Origin of the sequence: Fluviicoccus sp. (genome assembly GCF_030646115.1) — a bacterium.
In the GTDB taxonomy this organism is placed as follows: Bacteria; Pseudomonadota; Gammaproteobacteria; order Pseudomonadales; family Moraxellaceae; genus Fluviicoccus.
Map to the genome: position 1 here is coordinate 126,546 of NZ_JAUSMX010000012.1, position 18,451 is coordinate 144,996.

19 protein-coding genes are annotated in these 18,451 nt (G+C 62.0%); 8 read left to right on the forward strand and 11 right to left on the reverse strand.

Features of this window, described 5'->3' with window-relative positions:
- Window position 1 precedes the first annotated feature (1 nt).
- The 3 genes from Q7T36_RS09140 to Q7T36_RS09150 are packed head-to-tail and all read right to left on the reverse strand — an operon-like array spanning window position 2 to window position 3,763.
- Window positions 2–1,657, reverse strand: coding sequence for a bifunctional 3-(3-hydroxy-phenyl)propionate/3-hydroxycinnamic acid hydroxylase (locus Q7T36_RS09140; RefSeq protein WP_304846979.1), 1,656 nt, complete (start codon window positions 1,655–1,657; stop codon window positions 2–4).
- 3 nt (window positions 1,658–1,660) lie between these two features.
- On the reverse strand, window positions 1,661–2,620 hold the full coding sequence (locus Q7T36_RS09145; RefSeq protein ID WP_304846982.1) for a fumarylacetoacetate hydrolase family protein: 960 nt from the start codon (window positions 2,618–2,620) through the stop codon (window positions 1,661–1,663).
- A gap of 36 nt (window positions 2,621–2,656) precedes the next feature.
- A complete protein-coding gene (locus Q7T36_RS09150; protein ID WP_304846985.1) occupies window positions 2,657–3,763 on the reverse strand; it encodes a VOC family protein in 1,107 nt (368 codons plus the stop codon).
- Window positions 3,764–3,873: 110 nt separating this feature from the next.
- On the opposite strand from Q7T36_RS09150, the gene Q7T36_RS09155 reads away from it, so the two are divergent.
- The 3 genes from Q7T36_RS09155 (at window position 3,874) to Q7T36_RS09165 (ending at window position 6,091) form a co-directional block, all read left to right on the forward strand.
- Complete coding sequence (locus Q7T36_RS09155) at window positions 3,874–4,530, forward strand: TetR/AcrR family transcriptional regulator (RefSeq protein WP_304846988.1); 657 nt, start codon at window positions 3,874–3,876, stop codon at window positions 4,528–4,530.
- A 177-nt stretch (window positions 4,531–4,707) separates the two neighbouring features.
- A complete protein-coding gene (locus Q7T36_RS09160; RefSeq protein ID WP_304846991.1) occupies window positions 4,708–5,409 on the forward strand; it encodes a hypothetical protein in 702 nt (233 codons plus the stop codon).
- Between the two features lie 55 nt (window positions 5,410–5,464).
- Window positions 5,465–6,091 carry a carboxymuconolactone decarboxylase family protein gene (locus tag Q7T36_RS09165; protein WP_304846994.1) on the forward strand — a complete coding sequence of 209 codons (627 nt, stop codon included), beginning with the start codon at window positions 5,465–5,467 and terminating at the stop codon, window positions 6,089–6,091.
- A gap of 106 nt (window positions 6,092–6,197) precedes the next feature.
- On the opposite strand, the gene Q7T36_RS09170 is transcribed toward Q7T36_RS09165, so the two are convergent.
- Both Q7T36_RS09170 and Q7T36_RS09175 read right to left on the reverse strand, forming a co-directional pair.
- Entirely contained in the window at window positions 6,198–7,031 is an 834-nt protein-coding gene (locus tag Q7T36_RS09170; protein WP_304846997.1) for an SDR family NAD(P)-dependent oxidoreductase, read from the reverse strand.
- Between the two features lie 32 nt (window positions 7,032–7,063).
- Complete coding sequence (locus tag Q7T36_RS09175) at window positions 7,064–7,957, reverse strand: alpha/beta hydrolase (protein WP_304847000.1); 894 nt, start codon at window positions 7,955–7,957, stop codon at window positions 7,064–7,066.
- Between the two features lie 142 nt (window positions 7,958–8,099).
- Here Q7T36_RS09175 and Q7T36_RS09180 point away from each other — a divergent pair, with 142 nt between their 5' ends.
- A complete protein-coding gene (locus tag Q7T36_RS09180) occupies window positions 8,100–8,756 on the forward strand; it encodes a TetR/AcrR family transcriptional regulator (protein WP_304847003.1) in 657 nt (218 codons plus the stop codon).
- A gap of 78 nt (window positions 8,757–8,834) precedes the next feature.
- On the opposite strand, the gene Q7T36_RS09185 is transcribed toward Q7T36_RS09180, so the two are convergent.
- Complete coding sequence (locus Q7T36_RS09185; protein WP_304847006.1) at window positions 8,835–10,151, reverse strand: hypothetical protein; 1,317 nt, start codon at window positions 10,149–10,151, stop codon at window positions 8,835–8,837.
- Window positions 10,152–10,293: 142 nt separating this feature from the next.
- Between Q7T36_RS09185 and Q7T36_RS09190 the strand changes: the two genes are divergently transcribed.
- Entirely contained in the window at window positions 10,294–10,746 is a 453-nt protein-coding gene (locus tag Q7T36_RS09190; protein WP_304847009.1) for a GFA family protein, read from the forward strand.
- Window positions 10,747–10,880: 134 nt separating this feature from the next.
- Here the strand turns inward: Q7T36_RS09190 and Q7T36_RS09195 are convergent, their stop codons facing one another.
- From Q7T36_RS09195 to cysG, 5 genes are all read right to left on the reverse strand, one after another.
- Window positions 10,881–12,356 (reverse strand): amidase, encoded by a 1,476-nt coding sequence (locus Q7T36_RS09195; protein WP_304847012.1) that lies wholly within the window; start codon window positions 12,354–12,356, stop codon window positions 10,881–10,883.
- Window positions 12,357–12,461: 105 nt separating this feature from the next.
- Window positions 12,462–12,824 carry a hypothetical protein gene (locus Q7T36_RS09200; RefSeq protein WP_304847014.1) on the reverse strand — a complete coding sequence of 121 codons (363 nt, stop codon included), beginning with the start codon at window positions 12,822–12,824 and terminating at the stop codon, window positions 12,462–12,464.
- Window positions 12,821–13,288: a CYTH domain-containing protein gene (locus tag Q7T36_RS09205; RefSeq protein ID WP_304847017.1), complete on the reverse strand. Its 468-nt coding sequence runs from the start codon at window positions 13,286–13,288 to the stop codon at window positions 12,821–12,823. The genes Q7T36_RS09200 and Q7T36_RS09205 overlap by 4 nt, the downstream gene beginning before the upstream one ends.
- A 72-nt stretch (window positions 13,289–13,360) precedes the next feature.
- Window positions 13,361–13,888: a DUF4124 domain-containing protein gene (locus Q7T36_RS09210; RefSeq protein ID WP_304847020.1), complete on the reverse strand. Its 528-nt coding sequence runs from the start codon at window positions 13,886–13,888 to the stop codon at window positions 13,361–13,363.
- Window positions 13,889–13,977: 89 nt separating this feature from the next.
- Window positions 13,978–15,369 carry a siroheme synthase CysG gene (gene cysG / locus Q7T36_RS09215; RefSeq protein WP_304847023.1) on the reverse strand — a complete coding sequence of 464 codons (1,392 nt, stop codon included), beginning with the start codon at window positions 15,367–15,369 and terminating at the stop codon, window positions 13,978–13,980.
- 313 nt (window positions 15,370–15,682) lie between these two features.
- Here cysG and Q7T36_RS09220 point away from each other — a divergent pair, with 313 nt between their 5' ends.
- The 3 genes from Q7T36_RS09220 (at window position 15,683) to Q7T36_RS09230 (ending at window position 18,448) form a co-directional block, all read left to right on the forward strand.
- A complete protein-coding gene (locus Q7T36_RS09220) occupies window positions 15,683–16,108 on the forward strand; it encodes a cytochrome c (protein ID WP_304847027.1) in 426 nt (141 codons plus the stop codon).
- 16 nt (window positions 16,109–16,124) lie between these two features.
- A complete protein-coding gene (locus Q7T36_RS09225) occupies window positions 16,125–17,498 on the forward strand; it encodes a cbb3-type cytochrome c oxidase subunit I (protein WP_304847030.1) in 1,374 nt (457 codons plus the stop codon).
- Between the two features lie 155 nt (window positions 17,499–17,653).
- A complete protein-coding gene (locus tag Q7T36_RS09230; protein ID WP_304847033.1) occupies window positions 17,654–18,448 on the forward strand; it encodes a CbbQ/NirQ/NorQ/GpvN family protein in 795 nt (264 codons plus the stop codon).
- Window positions 18,449–18,451: the final 3 nt, after the last annotated feature.

Here is an 18,451-nt window from a genome sequence, read left to right on the forward strand (position 1 = left end):
CTCACCCTTTCAGACCCAGCAGCGACAGTGTTTCACGAACCAGCCTGCCGGCGTCCGTGGCTGGACCGTCATGCAGGATGACCCGGTCAGGTCGGACCACCGCCAGCCAGCCGACCGGGGCCCGGTCGGGCACCAGTTCTCCGGTCAGATCCTCCCACACGGCCAGCTCCGGTCGAGGCTGCCCGAGCTGCCCGCGATGGCTGATCTGCACGAACGCGCCGCCCGCCGCCGTCCAGGCAGCCTGTTCCTGCGGACTCAGAGCCTGAAGCGGATCGACGCCAAACCCCACCAGCGTCAGCCGTTCGCCCAGCGCATCATCGCTCCACGCGCCTTGCCCGGCGGCATTGCGCAGCCACACTTGGGGCAGGTGGTTGCCGCGATCGAGGCGGTCGTCGCGGTTGCGCGGCTGGAACAAGCCCTCCTTGAAACGGTTGCGCGGCTTGATTTTCAGGTCGTCGATCAGCGCACGCAGCGGTGGCAGGCGACGCAGGTTTTTCACCAGGTGCGATGACAGCGCCCCCGCCACCGGGCTTACAGGTTTGATCAGCAGCCCCATGCCGCGCGCGAGGTCGATCATGGCTTTGGCGTGCGGACGGCGTTCGCGGTCATAGCTGTCGAGGATGCGGGCGTCGGCGCGGCCGTGCAGAACCCAGGCCAGTTTCCAGCCCAGGTTGGCCACGTCGCGCAGCCCGGCGCACATGCCCTGCCCGACAAAGGGCGGTGTGATATGGGCGGCGTCGCCGACCAGAAAGACATTGCCCTTGCGGAAGCTGTCCGCGACACGGGCGTGGAAGCGGTAGACGGCGGTGCGTTCGATCTCCAGCTCGTCCGGATTGGCCCAGGGCTTCAGCAGTTCGCGCAGGAAGGCGGGTTGCAGCACCTGTTCCCGGGTTTCCCCCGGCTTCATCATGAATTCCCAGCGCTCGCGGCCGCCCGGCGCGATCATGTGCGGCACCGGCCGCTCCGGGTCACAGAGAAATTCGACATCCGAAATCGGCGAGCGGACATGTTTGGCATCGACAATCAGCCAGTCCTGCGGGTAGGTTTCACCGCCAAACTCCACCCCCAAACGGGCGCGAACCGGCGAAGCCGACCCGTCGGCTGCGACCAGATAGCGGCAGCTGATGGTCTGCGCCGGGCCGTCCGCCGGGCGCAGTTGCAGCCGGATCTCATGGCCCAGGTCCATGAAATCGGTCATCTCCACACCGACTGCGGTACGCACGGTGGAATGCTGCTTGACCGCCGACCGCAGCGCCTGTTCCATTTCCGGCTGGTAAAAGGTGATCAGTTTCGGGTGCCCGTCCAGGCAGCCCGCCGTGTTGACGCGGCCGAACTCCCCGGCATAAGGCGAATGCAGGCGCACCTGCGGGATGGCGATCTTCTCGAAAGCGTCCTCGGCCAGCCCCGCCATTTGCAGGATGCGCAAGGCTTCGTTGTCCAGCGCAATGGCGCGGGGCATCGGCAGGATGTCCTCGGCCTTGTCCACTACCAGCGTATCGACCCCGTAGCGGCCCAGCAGGTTGGCGAGCGCCGCCCCGGCAGGGCCGTAGCCGACAATCACCACATCGGCATGGGCGGGCAGCGTGCCCGGAGCAGGGGGCGTGGCAGGCGCGGCCGGAGCCGTCTTTGGCGTTTTCTTGATAAGCGTCGCAGTCATGGTTCAGGCCTCCGGGACAATGGTATGGCGCTGGACACCCAGGTCCAGCCTGCCGTCGCGGCTGGCGATGCGGACTTCCACCCGGTCGCCGTTTTTCAGGTATTGCGGGCGGCGCAGTTGCGCCTTCAGGAACAGACCGAAGCGCACCGGGTCCGGCAGCATTGCAGAGGCGCGCACCACCGTCGGGTTCGGCAAACCCAGCGCACAGCCGGAGGGTGTTCCGGTCATGATCACGTCGCCGGGATTGAAGTCGGCGATCTGCGAGTATTCCGTCAGGGTTTCGGCGGGCTTGAACACCAGATTGGCGGTGGAGTCCTGCTGGCGGACTTCGCCGTTGACGGTGAGGCTGAGTTGCAGATCGTCCAGATAGTGCATTTCTTCCGGCTCCAGCAGGCACAGCACCGGCCCCAGCGGGCAAAAAGTGCGGTAGCTCTTGCCCTTGTGGAACTGCATTTGCGGAATTTGCACGCAACGCGCCGAGACATCGTTGCCGATGCAGATGCCTGCTACATATTCGTGCAGGTTGGCCGCGCTTACCTTGACTGCCGACGTCGTGGCCTTGCCCAGCACCAGCGTCAGCTCCACTTCGTAGTCCAGCAACTGCACATGGCGCGGCCGGACGATGCTGCCCACCGGGTCGTGGATCGACGCCGAGGACTTGGTGAAGAACATGTTGAAACGTTTGGCATCCGGGTCTACACCCGAGTCGAGCATGTGCTGGCGGTAGTTGGCTCCCTGACACAGCACCTTGGCGTCGCGGGTGATCGGCGACAGCAGTTGCAGGTTGTCCGCCAGCGGCAGCAAGCTATCCTGGACGGAGGCGCGAATGGCGGCGTGACTGTGGGCCAGCAATGCGGCGGTGGTGGTGCAAGGTATACTCAGTGGGCGGATCTCGCCGCCTTGCAACAGGCCCCAGCTCGGAGAGGCATTCGAACGGGTAAAACGGACAAGGGACAGGGACATGGAACGAACTCCGTTGGGCGTTGGTCGGGACCGGCATCAACCGGCATGACGGATCAGGTTTTTCAGGCGGCGGAAACTGAGGTCGTCGCCGCTGCGGTTGCGCAGACGGGAAACCACGGTCTGCACCAGGTGCAGGGAAGGAATCTTGCCCGCCATATCGGCGCTGAGGTCCGGTCCCCACTGGTGCATGGCGTCGCCGCCGAAGGCGTGATATCCGGTCGGCACGGACGCGTCGAACAGGTCGCCGTCGGCGTAGTGTTCGAACATGTCGCCCTGTTCATCGCGCCAGTAATCAAAAATCTGGCTACCGAGGATGTGGCGGCCAATGCCCCAGGTGTGGTGATGCTTGCGGCGGTTCAGCACGACCCCGGCGGCCACCACGGCATCCATGTCCGGTAATTCGAAAGCCGTGTGCATATGACCGATCTCCACGGCAGACCCCATGGCGAGAGTGTGATGGTCGGACGGGGTATCGCCGCGGTCACAGCGGATAAACGCCACCACCGGTATCGGATCATTGTCCATCATCTGGAAATCCGAGACGATGAAGCCGAAATTTTGCTGGTACCAGCCCAGGCTGTTGACGAAGTTGGTCACCCCCATCACCGTATGCCCCAGCCGGAAAATGCGGGGGGGATGCTTGTAGTCCAGCCGCACCGTGCGGTTGATGCGCGGGCTGTGACCGGGACGGTTGGCCGGGATGACTTCGGAATGCATTAGCTCCTGCAGGTGTGTCCAGCCGTGCATGACTTCCACGACCAGATTGTCGGGGTCGCGCAGTACAATCACCTGCCCGCCGCGCTGCGGATGGTTGTCCGCCACGCTGACCCCGTGGGCCGCCGCCAGCCGCTGCAGGTCGTCCGCGCTGTCCACGGTCAGGCTGAACCCGAGGTAGCGCGCCGGGCCGCGCTCGATCACCACGCTGGCGGTGCTGTCGCCGGTGCCGCGCAACAAGGCCAGGTTGCCGTCGTTGTGGATGCAGCTCAGGCCGAAGTCGGTGAAGAAGCGTACGGCTTCGGTCAGGTCCGGGCGGGACAGCCGGATGGACGCCAGACCGCTGACCTTGCAGACGGGGTTGTCAGCGCGGGCTTGTACGGCGCGGATTCGGGCGAGTTGTTCTTGGGTGTTATGGGATGAGGACATGGCCTGGCTCCTGATGTATGATCTCGTTTAGTGAAACTATTTCATTTATGAAAAAGTTTCAAATAAATTTTGACGTGAAATTGGTTGAGCCGACGAACGGGGAGATATCGATGACAATCCGCAAACGTGACCGCACCCGTGAACGTCTGCTTACGGCGGCCCAGGAACTGTTGCTGGAAGGGGGCTTTACCATGCTGGGCATCCAGCCCCTGACCGAACGCGCCGACGTGGCGCTCGGCACCATCTACAACTATTTCCGCACCCGTGAGGAAGTGGCGGACGCGGTGGTGGAGATCCTGATTTCAGCCTTCCTGCGTTCCATGGAGCGGATTACGCACGGACTCACCGACCCGGCGGAAATCATGGCCGCGTCCATCCGCCAGACCCTGTTCTGGATGAAGCCGGGCAATACCTTCGGCCGGATGCTGTTCCTCAGCGGGCTGCCGATGACCCGCTATGTTTACCAGACGCGGCAGGGCTTCACGCGTGACATGAAGGAAGGCATCGTCGCCGGGCGCTTCACGGTGGCGCAAGAGCCGGTGATCTCCTCGATGATTGCGGGCGGGGTGTTGGCGGTGTTGATGGACCTGTTTCTGGGGCAGGTGGAGTCGGAGGTGATTGAGCAGGTGGCGGAACAGGCGCTGATGATGCTGGGGCTGCCGCCGGAGGAGGCGCAGCGGATTGCCCGCCTGCCCTTGGATCTAAAGGATGCGCCGGACTTCCCCCTGTCCGCCATTGAGTACCTGCCGCCGCTGGAAGCCGCCTGAGGTTGCGGCTGGCGGTGGATCTTGCCGTTTGTCGGCGAATCCGCGATCAATAATGAAAATACTTCATAAATGAAAGTATTTCAAATATCATTCGGAACAGAAGCCGGCCGCTCACTGTGGTCGCTTGCGGGCATATCACCGTCCGGCCTTTGTTGATGATTTCGCGGAGTGCATGACATGACAAGAATGATGAAGATGCTGATGTTCACCACGGCGATGGCGGCCGTTCCGGCCCGGGCGGCCATGAATGAAGACTTTGCAGAACTGGCTCCGTTGAGAAGCGGGGAGTGGCTGGTGGTGAAATCGGACAAACGGCATGACATCTTCACTTACTACAAGCGGGATGAAGGCAGGCGCTACCGCTCGTTCAAGGCCGAGGCCCGTTATGACAGTTCGTTTGATGCCTCGGCTTGCCACTTGCTGGATGCCGACAATTTCAAGAAATGGTTCATGAACGCTGTGGAAAGCCGGCTGTTGAAACGGATATCGGACACGGAGTTCTTCATGTACGTCAGGTTCAATGCGCCACTGGGTGTGCCGGACCGTGATGTCGTGCTCCATGTGGTCATTTCGCCATTCAATGCCAAGAGTGGCTGGCTGGGGGTCACCTTCAGCGATGCGCCGGATTACATTCCCGCCATACCCGGCGTGGTCCGTATTCCCGCCTGGGAAGTAGTGACTCGTCTTATGCCGCTGGAGGACGGTAGATCCTTTGAAAGGACGGAGGGCTATGTCGAACCGGGCGGTGCACCGGTTCCGGCCTGGCTGGTGAATTACCTGCAACGGCAAGCGCCTTACAACAACACCTTGGGCAGGGCGCGGGACATGTCCCGTTATGAATCGGGCGTCAAGCCATGCTCATTCAGATACAGGGATTGACTTGGTCCGAAGCGCTTATGTGCGGATTGATTGAACTTTACCCGGAGACCACCCTATGACTACCCCGGTTGATAAACAACTGACGCCGCCCGGCGGCTGGCGCATACCCTCCCGGCCACGGATTTCCTTACCGGATCAAAGATCTGCAAACCCGTGGCGAAAGCTTCAAATCGGGTTGATCAAGCAGATCGGCCGTCTGGATGCTGCCAATTTGTGGCTGTTAATGATGAAAAATCCGCGCATTATGCGTGGAATGTTGTCCTTTGCGTCGACCATGATGCCTTTTGGCGAGTTGGACCGCAGAGATACCGAGCTTTGCATTCTGCGTGTCGGCTGGAACTGCCGCGCCCGTTATGAGTGGGGACAACACGTTGATATCGGTATGCGCGCCGGGCTGACAGCCGAGGAAATAGCCGGAATTTCACGGGGTCCGGAAGCTGAAGGCTGGGACCAACGGCAAGCCGCTTTGTTGCAAGCATGCGACGAAATGCATAAGGAGCGCATGATCTCGGACAGCACGTGGAAGATGCTGAATGCACATTTCTCCGAGCGTTTGCTGCTGGAAATTCTCATGCTGATCGGTTTTTACGAGGGGCTGGCGGGGGTTCTCAATAGCGTGGGAATCCCCCTGGATGCGGCGCTGGAGGGAAAGTTGTCTTCAGCGCCGATACATCCCAGATAGTCAAGTAGGATGGGTTGACGCAGGAAACCCATCACGTTGATTTAATTAAAAATAATTGGTTTCGTGCCTAAACCCATCCTACGCCAGGCAGGTTACCTTCAAAAACTTACCGCCTCCCCGCCGCCGTCACCGCCTGCTCAATCTCACTATCCCTGAACCCCAGCACCTCCACCGCCTTGCGGAACACCCCCGGCGCGCGGGCAATCAGCCCGATGCGCTTCGGGACCACGATCATGTCGCTGCGCTGCTCGATGCCCTCCACAATTGCAGCCACCACCGACTCCAGCGTCACCATCTTCCAGATGCCGCCCTTGTTGCCGTCCCAGATCCGGTTGCCGGCCTCGTCGGCAAACACGCCGTCCATCATCGGTGTGGGGAAGAAGGTGGGATGCACGCTGCCCACGCCTACGCCCATATGCCGCAGTTCCAGCCGGATGCTGTCGCACATTGCCCACACGCCTGCCTTGCTGGCGGCGTAGGACGATTGCAGCGGCGAGTGGATGAAGGCCGCCATCGACGAGATCGCCAGCAGGTAGCCCCGGCGCTGCCGCACATGCGGAATGGCCGCCTTGAAGGTGCGCCACACACCGTTGAGGTTGATGTCGATGACGCGGGTGAACGCGGCTTCGCTGCCGTTGACCAGCGCTTCCATCTCGGTGATGCCTGCGTTGGCGATCACCATGTCCAGCCCGCCGAAATGCGCGGCAGCGTCATTGATCGCCTGTTCCAGACTTTCCATGGAGCGCACGTTCACTGCCCAGCCCTGGGCGCGGCTTGGTCCGCCCAGCGATGCCGCCTGCTGTTGCGCCGCCGCGCCGTCCAGGTCCAGCAGCGCCAGTTTTGCGCCCTTGGCATGCAGGGTTTTCGCCAGTGCGGAGCCCAGTCCGCCGGTGGAGCCGGTGATGGCGATGGTTAGATTGGAGATGTCGTATTTGGCCATGAGGTGTTATCCGGGAAAGGGTTACGGGTGGGTCAGACCGGCACATGCCGTTGCAAGAAGGCGATCTGATCCTTCACTACGCGCTTGAAGGCCTCGCCGACGTAGATGTCGAAATGCCCGTCCGGGTAGCGCTTGATCTCACCTTTCGGCGCACGGCGGGCGTGGAACAGGGTCGGCTTGGCGGGGGCGACCGTGTCGGTGTCGCAGACGCAGAACAGCACCGGGCAGGGGATCTTCGGCGTTTTCAGCCCGGGGAAATAGCGGATGATCTGCATGCCGAAGCGCGCCGCCACTTCGTTGCGGAAGACCGGGGCGTCGCTGGCGGAGAGCAAGCCGAGATACCCCGGTACGGCGTCCGGCGCGGTCATCAGGGCCGCTTCACCGGACTTGCCCGCCGTGCTGACCATTACCGGGTTCGCACCCAGCCACGCGCCCACTTGGTCGCGCAGGGCCAGCGCGGTGACTTTCAACGAACTGACCGGGTTCAGCGCCAGCCCGGACGCCAGGCCGTTGGTGAACGGGCATTGCGAGATCACCGCCGTGATGCCCGGCAGGGCGGCGGCGGTGCTCAGCACGTGCCCGCCGCTGAACGAGGTTCCCCAGAGGATGACCCGGCGGCCATCCACCTGCGGGCAGTTCCGGGCGTAAGCGACGGCAGCTTGCCAGTCTTCCAGCTGCTTGCCGATGTCCAGCAGTTGCCGTGGCTGGCCGTCGCTGTCGCCGAAGTGCCGGTAGTCGAAGACCAGGCAGGCGTAGCCCGCCGCGCTGAAGCGTTCGGCGAAGGCATCCAGCCGCATTACCTTGGTACCGCCCAGCCCGTGCGCCATGACAATGACGGGACGCGGCGTGTCGGAAGAGGGCAGGTACAGCCAGGCGCGGCAGGTGACGCCGCCGGAAAGGAATTCCACATCAAGTCGTTGGGTCATGGTCGTCTCGCAGAGCCGGGAAGGGCTGTAATCTGAAATCAGCTGTTGTCAGATTATATCTGATAACGAGTGTTGTCAAATTTGGGTTTCGGTGGCCGTTTCCGGTATAGTGGCGGCATCCCAGCCATTGTCAGTCGACGCCATGACTCTTCCGGTTTCCGCCCCGCCCACCCTCGAACGTCCCTATGGCGGCCGCGAACATGACGTGCGGGTCAGCGAACGGCGGGAGCGCTTCATCCAGGCCGGGGTGCGGCTTATAGGGTCGGCCGGTTACCGCGCCGCTACCGTGCGTGCGCTGTGTGCGGAAGCTGGGCTCAGCAACCGCTATTTCTATGAGTCCTTTGACAGCACCGAGGCGCTGCTGATGGCGGTCTACCAGCGGTTGATGGGCGAATGCCAGGCAGGAATACTGACGGCCATGCAGCAGGCCGCACCGGATATTGACGCCATGGCCGCCGCCGGAGTCCGGGTTTTTTTCGAGCATGCCCGCGACCCGCTCTTTGCCCGCGCCACCTTGCTGGAGGTGATGGGCGTCAGTCCGGCGGTGGATGCGGTTTATCAGGAGAACATCCGGGTGTTCGGGCGGATGATTATTGGCGGAGCGGGGCCGGTGGTGACGGCGGCGGGCCTGCCGGAGGAGCAGCTGGACATGCTGGGGCTGTCACTGGTGGGCGCGCTGGCCTATGCGGCCATGCACTGGATGCTGGACGGCTACCGGCTGACACTGGACCAGATGGTGGAGAATGCGGTGCGGATTATCGGCGGTATGGTGGCAGGGTTGCCACAGGGCGCCAGTTAACCGGGGGCGTACTGGTTCCCGATGGAAAAAGAGGAGCAGCCACGGTCATTCAAGGCAGACTGCTCCTTGTTGACCTGTTTATGCTGTTCCACCCTTCTCATAATAATAACCGTGGGGTGAAGGCTGATGTTTCCGGAAGGAAGACAAATCCACTTTCGCCATCGGGATCGCGCTTTCCATCACCAGATGAACTGCAACCTCCGGTGGCAATACGGAACGTGCCTGAGTCATCAGTTCGTGGATGGCGAAGGCGAACATGATATGCCACTGTTTTGGATTCAGGCAGAAGAATTCGGCGATGCCCTGGAATTTGGGCCAGAAATGGATCAGGCAATTGATCGGAATATCGGGGGCCTGATGTTCAGGAAGCCAGCGGGGCACACCGAAGCTGCGGTCACCGACGGTTTTTGCGACATGGCTGAAAATGGAGTTCAAATCAAACGACTGGACATTCTGATAACCCAGCCCTTGCGCGGCTCCGGCGACATAATTCCATAGGCAGTCAGGTGTCGCCACAAGCAGCCGGTTCACGGCATCCCCAAACAGATACTGCCGTCCGTCTTTGTCGGTCACCGGGACCACCCCATGTTGGACGAGTTCATCGTGATCGGAAAAGATGCCAGCCTGGCAAGCATATCCCGCCAGAGCGCCAAGCATGGATAGAGCATAGTCAATATTCACACCCCGTTCAGTTTTCAGCATCGTCATGATCTGAAGGGAAACTTCGCGGCCCCCCATTTTCGGGCCCATCAGGGGGTCTTCTGCCTGATGGTCACGAATGTAACGGCGCAGGGCTTCCTGTGCGGGATTCACAGACTGTTGGTCCGATTCTGATCTTGTATTTGTTGTAGTTGACTGAGGGGCCACCGGTGAAGCGGGGCGGGTGGACGCAGCTGGCTTGACGGAAGCGGCCTTGACCCGCCGGAGCAGTTCGGAATGGAATATGTCGAAATCACGATCCGGGAAGACTTTTTCCGAAAGCCGGATCATGCCGCCTGCATGTGTTATCACAATGATCTTCTGGCCTGGACTTGGCGTCGCTGCGACGTTCAAGATAGCGGAATAAGGCAATTCAACGTACTTATCGCCTCGGGAGTCATTGGTGTCGGGAAGGATGATGTGAGTCGGTGTCAGGTCGATATGCAGGGCCGGCGTGGCCATGAGCGATTTATTGGCAGCAATGGCCGCCAGAAACACGGGTATGCCCACTAGAACCAACCAGGCAACATCATTGAAGCGGCCTGTCACGATGCCAATCGAACTGAACAAGACGGCCAATATCAGCCAGAACCCGACCCGCAGGCTGTGAAATACCGGTTTGGGGCCGATGGCAAATTCCAGGGTGTCGGTCAGTAAAATGCCATGATGGATTCGATTCGCGCCTTCCTTGCTCATTTTTTTTGCATGATCCCAAGAGTATTCTGGAAAGTTATCATAAATAATCCCGCCAGTGTCGCCACACCTTTGGAGCAGATATGGTTCCCCGTGAGGGCGTAAAAGCATAAGCTCCCGGAATAAAGTCCTGATGGAAATAACCATGTCCGAGATTCACGAAGGCGGCTGCCTGTGCGGCGCCGTCCGTTACCGCATCACCGGCCAGCCGGTGGCGGCCTATGTCTGCCACTGCAATTACTGCCAGAAATCCTCCGGCACGGCCTTCCAGATGCCGGTGTTCTTCAAGCACCGGCAGGTGGAATTCAGCGGCGAGGCCATGCAGACCTTTGATTATCTCTCACCCACGCACGGGCGCACGATCACCACGCAGTTCTGCGGGCGCTGCGGCACGCGGGTGGGGTCGCGCATTACCCGCGCACCGGGCATCCAGGTGATTTCGGCGGGGTCGTTCGATGTGCGCGATGAGTTTGCGGTGACCTGTCATTTATTTACGGAGACCAAGGTGCCGTGGGTGCGGTTGCCTGCGGAGACACCTTGCTACGAGAAGCATTTCATTACGGAAGAAGGGGAGAAGGTGGAGCCGGTTTCCGTTTGATGTAGGTCGGGTTTCAACCCGACAACCGCCCATCGTCCAGATCAGGCCAGATTTCAACCCGACAACCATCCTCCGGTCGGAGAGTGTTGTCGGGCTGAAGCCCGACCTACAGGGCCAACGGATTGATCGCGGTTTCAATACCCTTTCGGCTTCACAAACCCGCCCATCACCCCCGCCAGCAACCCGGCAAACTTGATCGTCGTCCTATCCTGGAACCTGTCGCCCATGATCTGCACATTCACCGGCAGGCCTTCCGGCGTCTGCCCCAGCGGCGCGCTGGTGGCGGGCAGGCCCATCAGCGTCGCCGGGGCAATCCACATGAACATGTCGGTGTAGTTGCGCTTGACGCCGTTGACAGTGATCTTGCGCTGCACCATTTCCGGTTTCTGCTGGTGCGGCAGCGCCGTGGTTGCGGCGGGCGGCATCAGGATCACGTCATAGTCGGCGAAGACGCGCTGGAATTTCTCGGTGAGGCGGCAGCTGCGCTCATGGGCCACCTTCCAGTCGGCAAAGCTTTGCCCGGCGCCAGACATGAAATGCTCGAAACGCTCCGCAAAACCCACGTACTTGCCCAGTTTCGTCACCACCGGTGCGGCCAGATTCATCGCCATGCGCGCCGCCTTCGGTTGTCCCAGTGCAATCACGCTGCCCAGCTGGTTCAGGTACAGCGGGTAGAAGGTGTCCAGCGTCATGCCCAGCGGCGCGCCGACAGTCACGGAGACGCCGGTCGCTTCCAGCCGCTGTTTCATCTCCAGATACAACGCAGTCATGTCGTGGTCGATGGGGCACAGCGGATCGTCAATCCACAGCAGCACGCGGAAATCGGCCAGTTTCTTTTGCTTGGGCGCTGGCAGCTTCAACTGCCAGCCGGGTTGCTGGCTGGGGGAAGGCCCGGCGACCACATCCAGCATCAGCTGCAGGTCGTCGGCGCTGCGCGCCATGGGGCCGGCCACGGCCAGGTCGGGGTCGGCGGTGGTGCCGGGTGGGCCGGGGATGTGGCCGCGCAAGGGCACGATGCCCTGGGTGGACTTGTGGCCGTAGACGCCGCAGAAATGCGCCGGGGTGCGGATGGAGCCGCCAATGTCGCTGCCCAGTTCCAGCGGCGTGAAGCCGGCCGCCAGCGCCGCCGCCGCGCCCCCGGAGGAGCCGCCGGGCGTGCGGTCGACGTTCCACGGATTGTGGGTAGTGCCGTGCAGCTTGTTGTAGCTCTGGATGTCGCTGGCGAACAGCGGCACATTGGTCTTGCCGAGGACGATGGCTCCGGCGTCCAGCAGCGACTGCACGGCGGTGGCGGCCTTCTTCGGCATGTGTGACTTCAGGCTGGACGACCCGGCGGTGCAGGGCAGGCCGGGGACTTCGTAGGTGTCTTTCAGCGTCATCGGCAGGCCGTGCAGCGGCCCCCAGCTTTCACCGCGCGCGGTGGCGGCATCGGCTTCGTCGGCGCGTCGGCGGGCGGCGTCGCGGTCCTGGGCAATCACGGCGTTGATCAACGGATTGCGGGCGTCGATCTGCGCGTAACAGGCATCCACCAGCGCACGGCTGGTGATCTCGCCTTTTTTCAGGCGGGCGAGCAGGGTCTTGGCGTCAAGGTACAGCCAGTCTTGGGACATGGGGTGGCCTTCCGGTCGGAGTCGGGGAGATGAGAGGAGAATAGCGGGTTTGCGGGGGGAAAGGTGAGGGCCGGGGGGGACAAGGGGGTTGTCATTGGAGGCCAGTCACCGCTCCACCTCCACCCCCAAAAACACCCGCAAATCACCGCAGGCTTCATCGGCCTGCCCATGTACATGCGGCTCCGGATCGCGCAGCGCCGCCGTCATCAACGGCCCCACCACGGTCATGTCCAGCTTGCCGCAGGTGCGGGCGATATGCCCGAAGCCCATGATGGCATTACCGCGCACCAGTGGGTCGGGATGTGTCGCTAGTCGCACACAGACGGCTTCCGCCCAGCCCGGCGGGCAATCGGCGGCGTTCAGGCTGGCCACAATGGGAGCATACAGCAGCTCGTGGGGATTGCCGCGTGCGATCACGGCTTCCACGTCATCCGTGGTCCAGCCGTCGTGGAAAGGGCCCATGCTCATGATTCACGCCACTCCTTGAACGGCCTCACCGCCAGATTCGAGTTGTAATACCGCGCATCCTCGGTTACTTCCACCGTCACCCAGTCCGGCCGTTCGAAGGTTTCGTCCTCGCTGCCCAGCTCAATCTCCGCCACCACCAGCCCGGCATTGTCGCCGTGGAATTCATCCACTTCCCAGACATGCGCGCCCACTGTCACCCGGCGGCGGGTCTTCTCGATCAGCGGCCCGTCGCACAGGGTCAGCAGCTGCGTCGCTTCGCTCACCGGAATCTCATACTCGAATTCCACCCGAGTCGCGCCGGTGCTGACGCCCTTGATGGTGAGGAAGGCCTTCTCTCCGGCGATGCGCACGCGCACCGTGCGCTGCTTGTCGCGGTTGAGGTAGCCCTGACGGTAGGGCACGCCATCGGGTGTGCGCCAGTCGCTGCCGGTGACGAGAAATTTGCGCTCTATTTCAAGGGCCATAAGCAAACGCCTGCCAAGGTGAACGACGACGGTAGAGTCAAATCCGATGCAGCGGGGCAAAGGCCCCGCCACTCAGGACTTCTTGATGAACTGGGGCACGCACTTGGCTCTGAAGTTGCGCAAGGTGGCCGAGTCGGGATTGGGTTCACGGGTGGCCGAACCCACCATGATGGCGCTGGTCATGGTCAGGGTCATCAGGAAGAAAGGATTCGACTTCTGCAATTCCTGATAGTTGGCGATGCGCTCCTTCATGAAGTGCATCACCTGCTTGCCCAGCATCTCCTTGTCGAGGTCGCCGGCATCCTTGGCGAAGGTGTGCGTCTCGGTGTCGATGCGACCCTTGCCGGTATTGCGGCTGCGAACGGCGGCCATGTCCCAGGCGCCGGTCATCAGGTTGCAGATTTCTTCCGCCGCCTTTTCGTCAATGACCACCGGGATGGTGATCTTGCGCACGGCATTGCTGGTGGTCACGGTCTTTGCGTCCGCGCCGCAGGGCTGCTGGCTGAAGGATTTCACGCCGTCGATCATGCACTGATAAATCTCGGCCTGGGCCGATGCGGCGGTAAGCAGCCACAGGGCGGCGATCAGGGGGATTTTCATAGGGATTCCTTTGCCTGTTTTTCAAAGATGGCCAGCATGTTAACAGTACGTTTCCAAAGCTTGAAGCCTGTCCGTGTCCTGGAGCGACATTAACTGCCGTCGCCCCGCCATTTCAGCTTGTCATGCAGCTTCACCACATCGCCGATGATCAGCAGCGCCGGCGGCTTTACGGAGGCGTTTGCTATTAACTCGCCCAAGGTCGCCAGCGTACCGATATGCACCTTCTGCTGCGGTGTCGTCGCTTTCTCTATAATGGCCACCGGGGTGTCGCCGCACCGGCCGTTGGCCATCAGTTCTGCGGCAATCGATGGGGCCTGAGTTATGCCCATGTAAACCACCAGAGTTTCGCAGGGATTGGTCAGCCTGGTCCAGTCCAGCACCTGCTCGCCCTCGCGGCGGTGGCCGGTGACGAAGGTGACGCCCTGCGCGTAGTCGCGGTGAGTCAGCGGAATTCCGGCATAACAGCTGGCTCCGGCCGCTGAGGTGATGCCCGGCACCACCTGGAAGGGAATGCCGTGTTCCGCCAGCGTTTCAATCTCCTCGCCGCCGCGCCCGAAGATGAACGGGTCGCCGCCCTTCAGCCGCAACACCTTCTTGCCTTCCTGCGCCAGCTTCACCAGCAACAGGTTCAGGTCTTCCTGCGGTACGGCGTGGTCGGCGCGCTTCTTGCCGACGTAGATGCGGTCGGCGTCACGGCGGGTCAGGTCGAGGATGGCGTCGGAGACGAGGTTGTCGTACAGCACCACATCAGCCATCTGCATCAGCCGCAGCGCGCGGAAGGTGAGCAGGTCGGGGTCGCCGGGACCGGCCCCGACCAGGAACACTTCGCCTTTCATCAGTGTCGCGGCATCGGCGGTTGCCAGCGCCTGCTGAGCCAGCAGGCGGGCGGCGTCGGCCTGACCGTTCATGGCGCGCTCGGCGAAGGGGCCGGAGAGCAGTTCTTCCCAGAACAGGCGGCGGGCGGTGGTGTCGGGCAGCTTGTCCTTCACCGCCGCGCGGAATTCCCCGGCCACGCGCGCCAGGTCGCCGTAACCGGCGGGGATCAGCGTTTCCAGCCGCGCGCGCAGGTGGCGGGCCAGTACCGGCACCGCGCCGCCCGTTGAAGCTGCAATCACAACCGGCGAGCGGTCGACAATGGACGGCGTAATGAAACGGCAGATTTCCGGCTGGTCGACGGCGTTGATCAGGATGCCGCGGGCTTCGCAGTCGCGGTAGACGGTCTGGTTGACGGTCTCGCTGTCGGTGGCGGCATAGACCAGTCGCATGCCGTCCAGGCAGCGCGGGCTGTAGGTCTCGGCGCGGTGATGCAGACCCTCGGCGGCGACATAGGCGGCCATGGCGGGCGACAGCTCCGGCGAGACGACGGTGACATGCGCTCCGGCGGCGCGCAGCAGCCGGGCCTTGCGCAGGCCGACATCGCCGCCGCCCACCACCAGGCAGGTTTGGTCATTGAGCTTCAGGAAAATCGGGAAAAAGTCCATCAGGGGAGTTCCGGTAAGGTCGCGGGAAATCTGGGCTATGGCCCCGGCCCGGGCCGCCGTTGGCCTGGGAGCGGGTGCGTCGCGGTGGTCGAGGTGAGTCTTCCGGCCACGATAAACCGGAATCGGCGCAGCGTCCATCCGCACGACTGTTGCTTCGAATGGTAACTGATCATCGGGTGATGGCGGCCCCCGCCTTTCGGCTAGGGACCTTCATCCCGACGGCGAGTTATTGATTGATGTCAAGCGGGCTAAGCTGCGCATTGATCTAGGATCAAGAGTGGCCGTTCCGGCCGGAACAAACCCAGGAGGACCTATGAGCAGCGGATTTACCAAAGCCATGGCTCGCAACATCTTCTACGGCGGCGCCGTTTTCTTCTTTCTGCTGTTTCTAGGGCTGACCCTCGATACGCACCGGAAGCTTCCCAAGCTCGATAACCGGCAAGCCCTTTCCGAGTCGGCGATTCGCGGCAAGCGGATCTGGGAAGTGAACAACTGCATCGGCTGTCATACCTTGCTGGGCGAGGGCGCGTATTTTGCGCCGGAGCTGGGCAATGTCTATGCGCGGCGCGGCCCCGATTTCATCAAGGCCTGGATCAAGATGCAGCCGACGGGCGTGCCCGGCCGCCGTCAAATGCCCCAGTTCAACCTCACCGACCAGCAACTGGACGATCTCGTGGAATTCCTGAAATACACGAACGGGATCAACACCAACCACTGGCCGCCCAACATTGAAGGCTGAGGCAAGGAGAAACCTTATGAAATATCCGTCGCAAGCCGTCAGCAAACTCTATTTTACCGCCGCCATCGGCCTGTTCGGAGCCCAGATCCTGTTTGGCCTGATCATGGGCCTGCAGTATGTGATCGGCGACTTCCTGTTTCCGTTGATTCCCTTCAACGTGGCCCGCATGGTGCACACCAACCTGTTGATCGTGTGGCTCCTGTTTGGCTTCATGGGCGCCGGTTACTACCTGATTCCGGAGGAGTCGGAGCGCGAGCTCTACAGTCCGAAACTGGCGAAACTGCTGTTCTGGGTCTTTCTGGTGGCGGGTGCGCTCACCATCCTGGGTTACCTGCTGGTGCCCTATGCCGAACTGGCGCGCCTGACCGGCAACGACCTGCTGGCCACCATGGGCCGCGAGTTCCTGGAGCAGCCGTTACCCACCAAGGTCGGCATTGTCATCGTGGCGCTGGGCTTCCTCTTCAACCTGACCATGACCGTGCTGGGCGGACGCAAAACCAGCATCAGCCTGGTGATGATGCTGGGGCTGTGGGGTCTGGCCATTTTCTTCCTGTTCTCGTTCATCAACCCGGACAACCTGGTCAAGGACAAATTCTGGTGGTGGTGGGTGGTGCACCTGTGGGTGGAAGGCGTGTGGGAACTGATCCTCGGGGCGATGCTGGCCTTCGTGCTGATCAAGGTCACCGGCGTTGACCGTGAAGTGATCGAGAAGTGGCTGTACGTTATCGTCGCCTTCACGCTGATGAGCGGCATCATCGGCACCGGCCACCATTACTTCTGGATCGGTACGCCGGAATACTGGCAGGTCTGGGGTTCGGTGTTCTCCGCCATTGAGCCGATACCGTTCTTCATGATGACCGTCTTCGCCTTCAACATGGTGAACCGCCGCAAGCGCGAACATCCCAACAAGGTCGCGACCCTGTGGGCGATGGGCACCGGCGTCATGGCCTTCCTGGGCGCGGGCGTGTGGGGTTTCCTGCATACCCTGGCTCCGGTCAACTACTACACCCACGGCAGCCAGATCACTGCCGCTCACGGCCACATGGCGTTCTATGGCGCCTATGCCATGGTGGTGATGACTATGATTTCCTACACCATGCCGATCATGCGCGGCCGTGAGGCCAACAGCAACAAGGCGCAGGTGGTGGAGATGTGGGCCTTCTGGCTGATGACGGTCGCCATGGTGTTCATCACCCTGTTCCTGACCGCCGCCGGCATCCTGCAGGTGTGGCTGCAACGCGTTTCCGAAACCCCGATGTCGTTTATGGCGACGCAGGACCAAGTGGCCATGTTCTACTGGCTGCGCGAAGCCAGCGGCGTGATGTTCCTGATCGGCTTTGTGCTGTATGTCGCCAGTTTCTTCATTAAGGGGGAAACAAAGGCGGCGTGATGTGAAAACTCCCTCTCCCCTTGTGGGAGAGGGCCGGGGAGAGGGGTGCGGAAAGTCGCCTGGACACAACGTCAGTTCAAGCACGGCCTCAGTACCCCTCTCCCTAACCCTCTCTCACAAGGGGAGAGGGAACTTAACCAACCCCGGATTCCCCCATGAACACGCCCTTCACTCCCGCCATTCCCTACTACCGCGCTGTCGGTGACGAGTGCGAGCTGTTCACCCATGCCTTCCGCAACCGCCTGCCCTTGCTGATCAAGGGCCCCACCGGCTGCGGCAAGACCCGTTTCGTGGCGCACATGGCGGCCCAGCTCGGCCTGCCGCTGACCACCGTCGCCTGTCACGACGACCTCTCCGCCGCCGATCTGGTGGGGCGTTTCCTGATGACCGGCGGCGATACCTGCTGGAGCGACGGCCCGCTGACTCGCGCCGTGCGCCACGGCGGTATTTGTTATCTGGACGAGATTGTCGAGGCGCGCAAGGACACCACCGTGGTGCTGCACCCGCTGACCGACGACCGTCGCATATTACCCATCGAGCGCACCGGCGAAACGCTGGAAGCACCGCCCGATTTCATGCTGGTGGTGTCGTACAACCCCGGTTACCAGAACGCACTGAAAAGCCTGAAACCGTCCACCCGCCAGCGCTTCCTCGCCTTGCAATTCGGGTTTCCGCCGCCGCAGGTGGAAACCGAAATCCTGATCGCGGAAAGCGATGTCGACCCCGCCACCGCCAAGCGGCTGGTGGCGTTGGGTGAGCGCCTGCGCCTGCTGGCGCGGCAGGATCTGGAAGAGGCGGTCAGCACCCGGTTGCTGGTCTATGCCGCCAAGCTGGCGGTGGGAGGGCTTTCGTTACCCGCCGCCTGTGAGGCGGCGCTGGTGGAGCCGCTGACCGACGATCCCTCGGTGCAGGCCGCCCTGCGCGAAGTCGTTCGCGCCCAGTTCGGCTAAGGC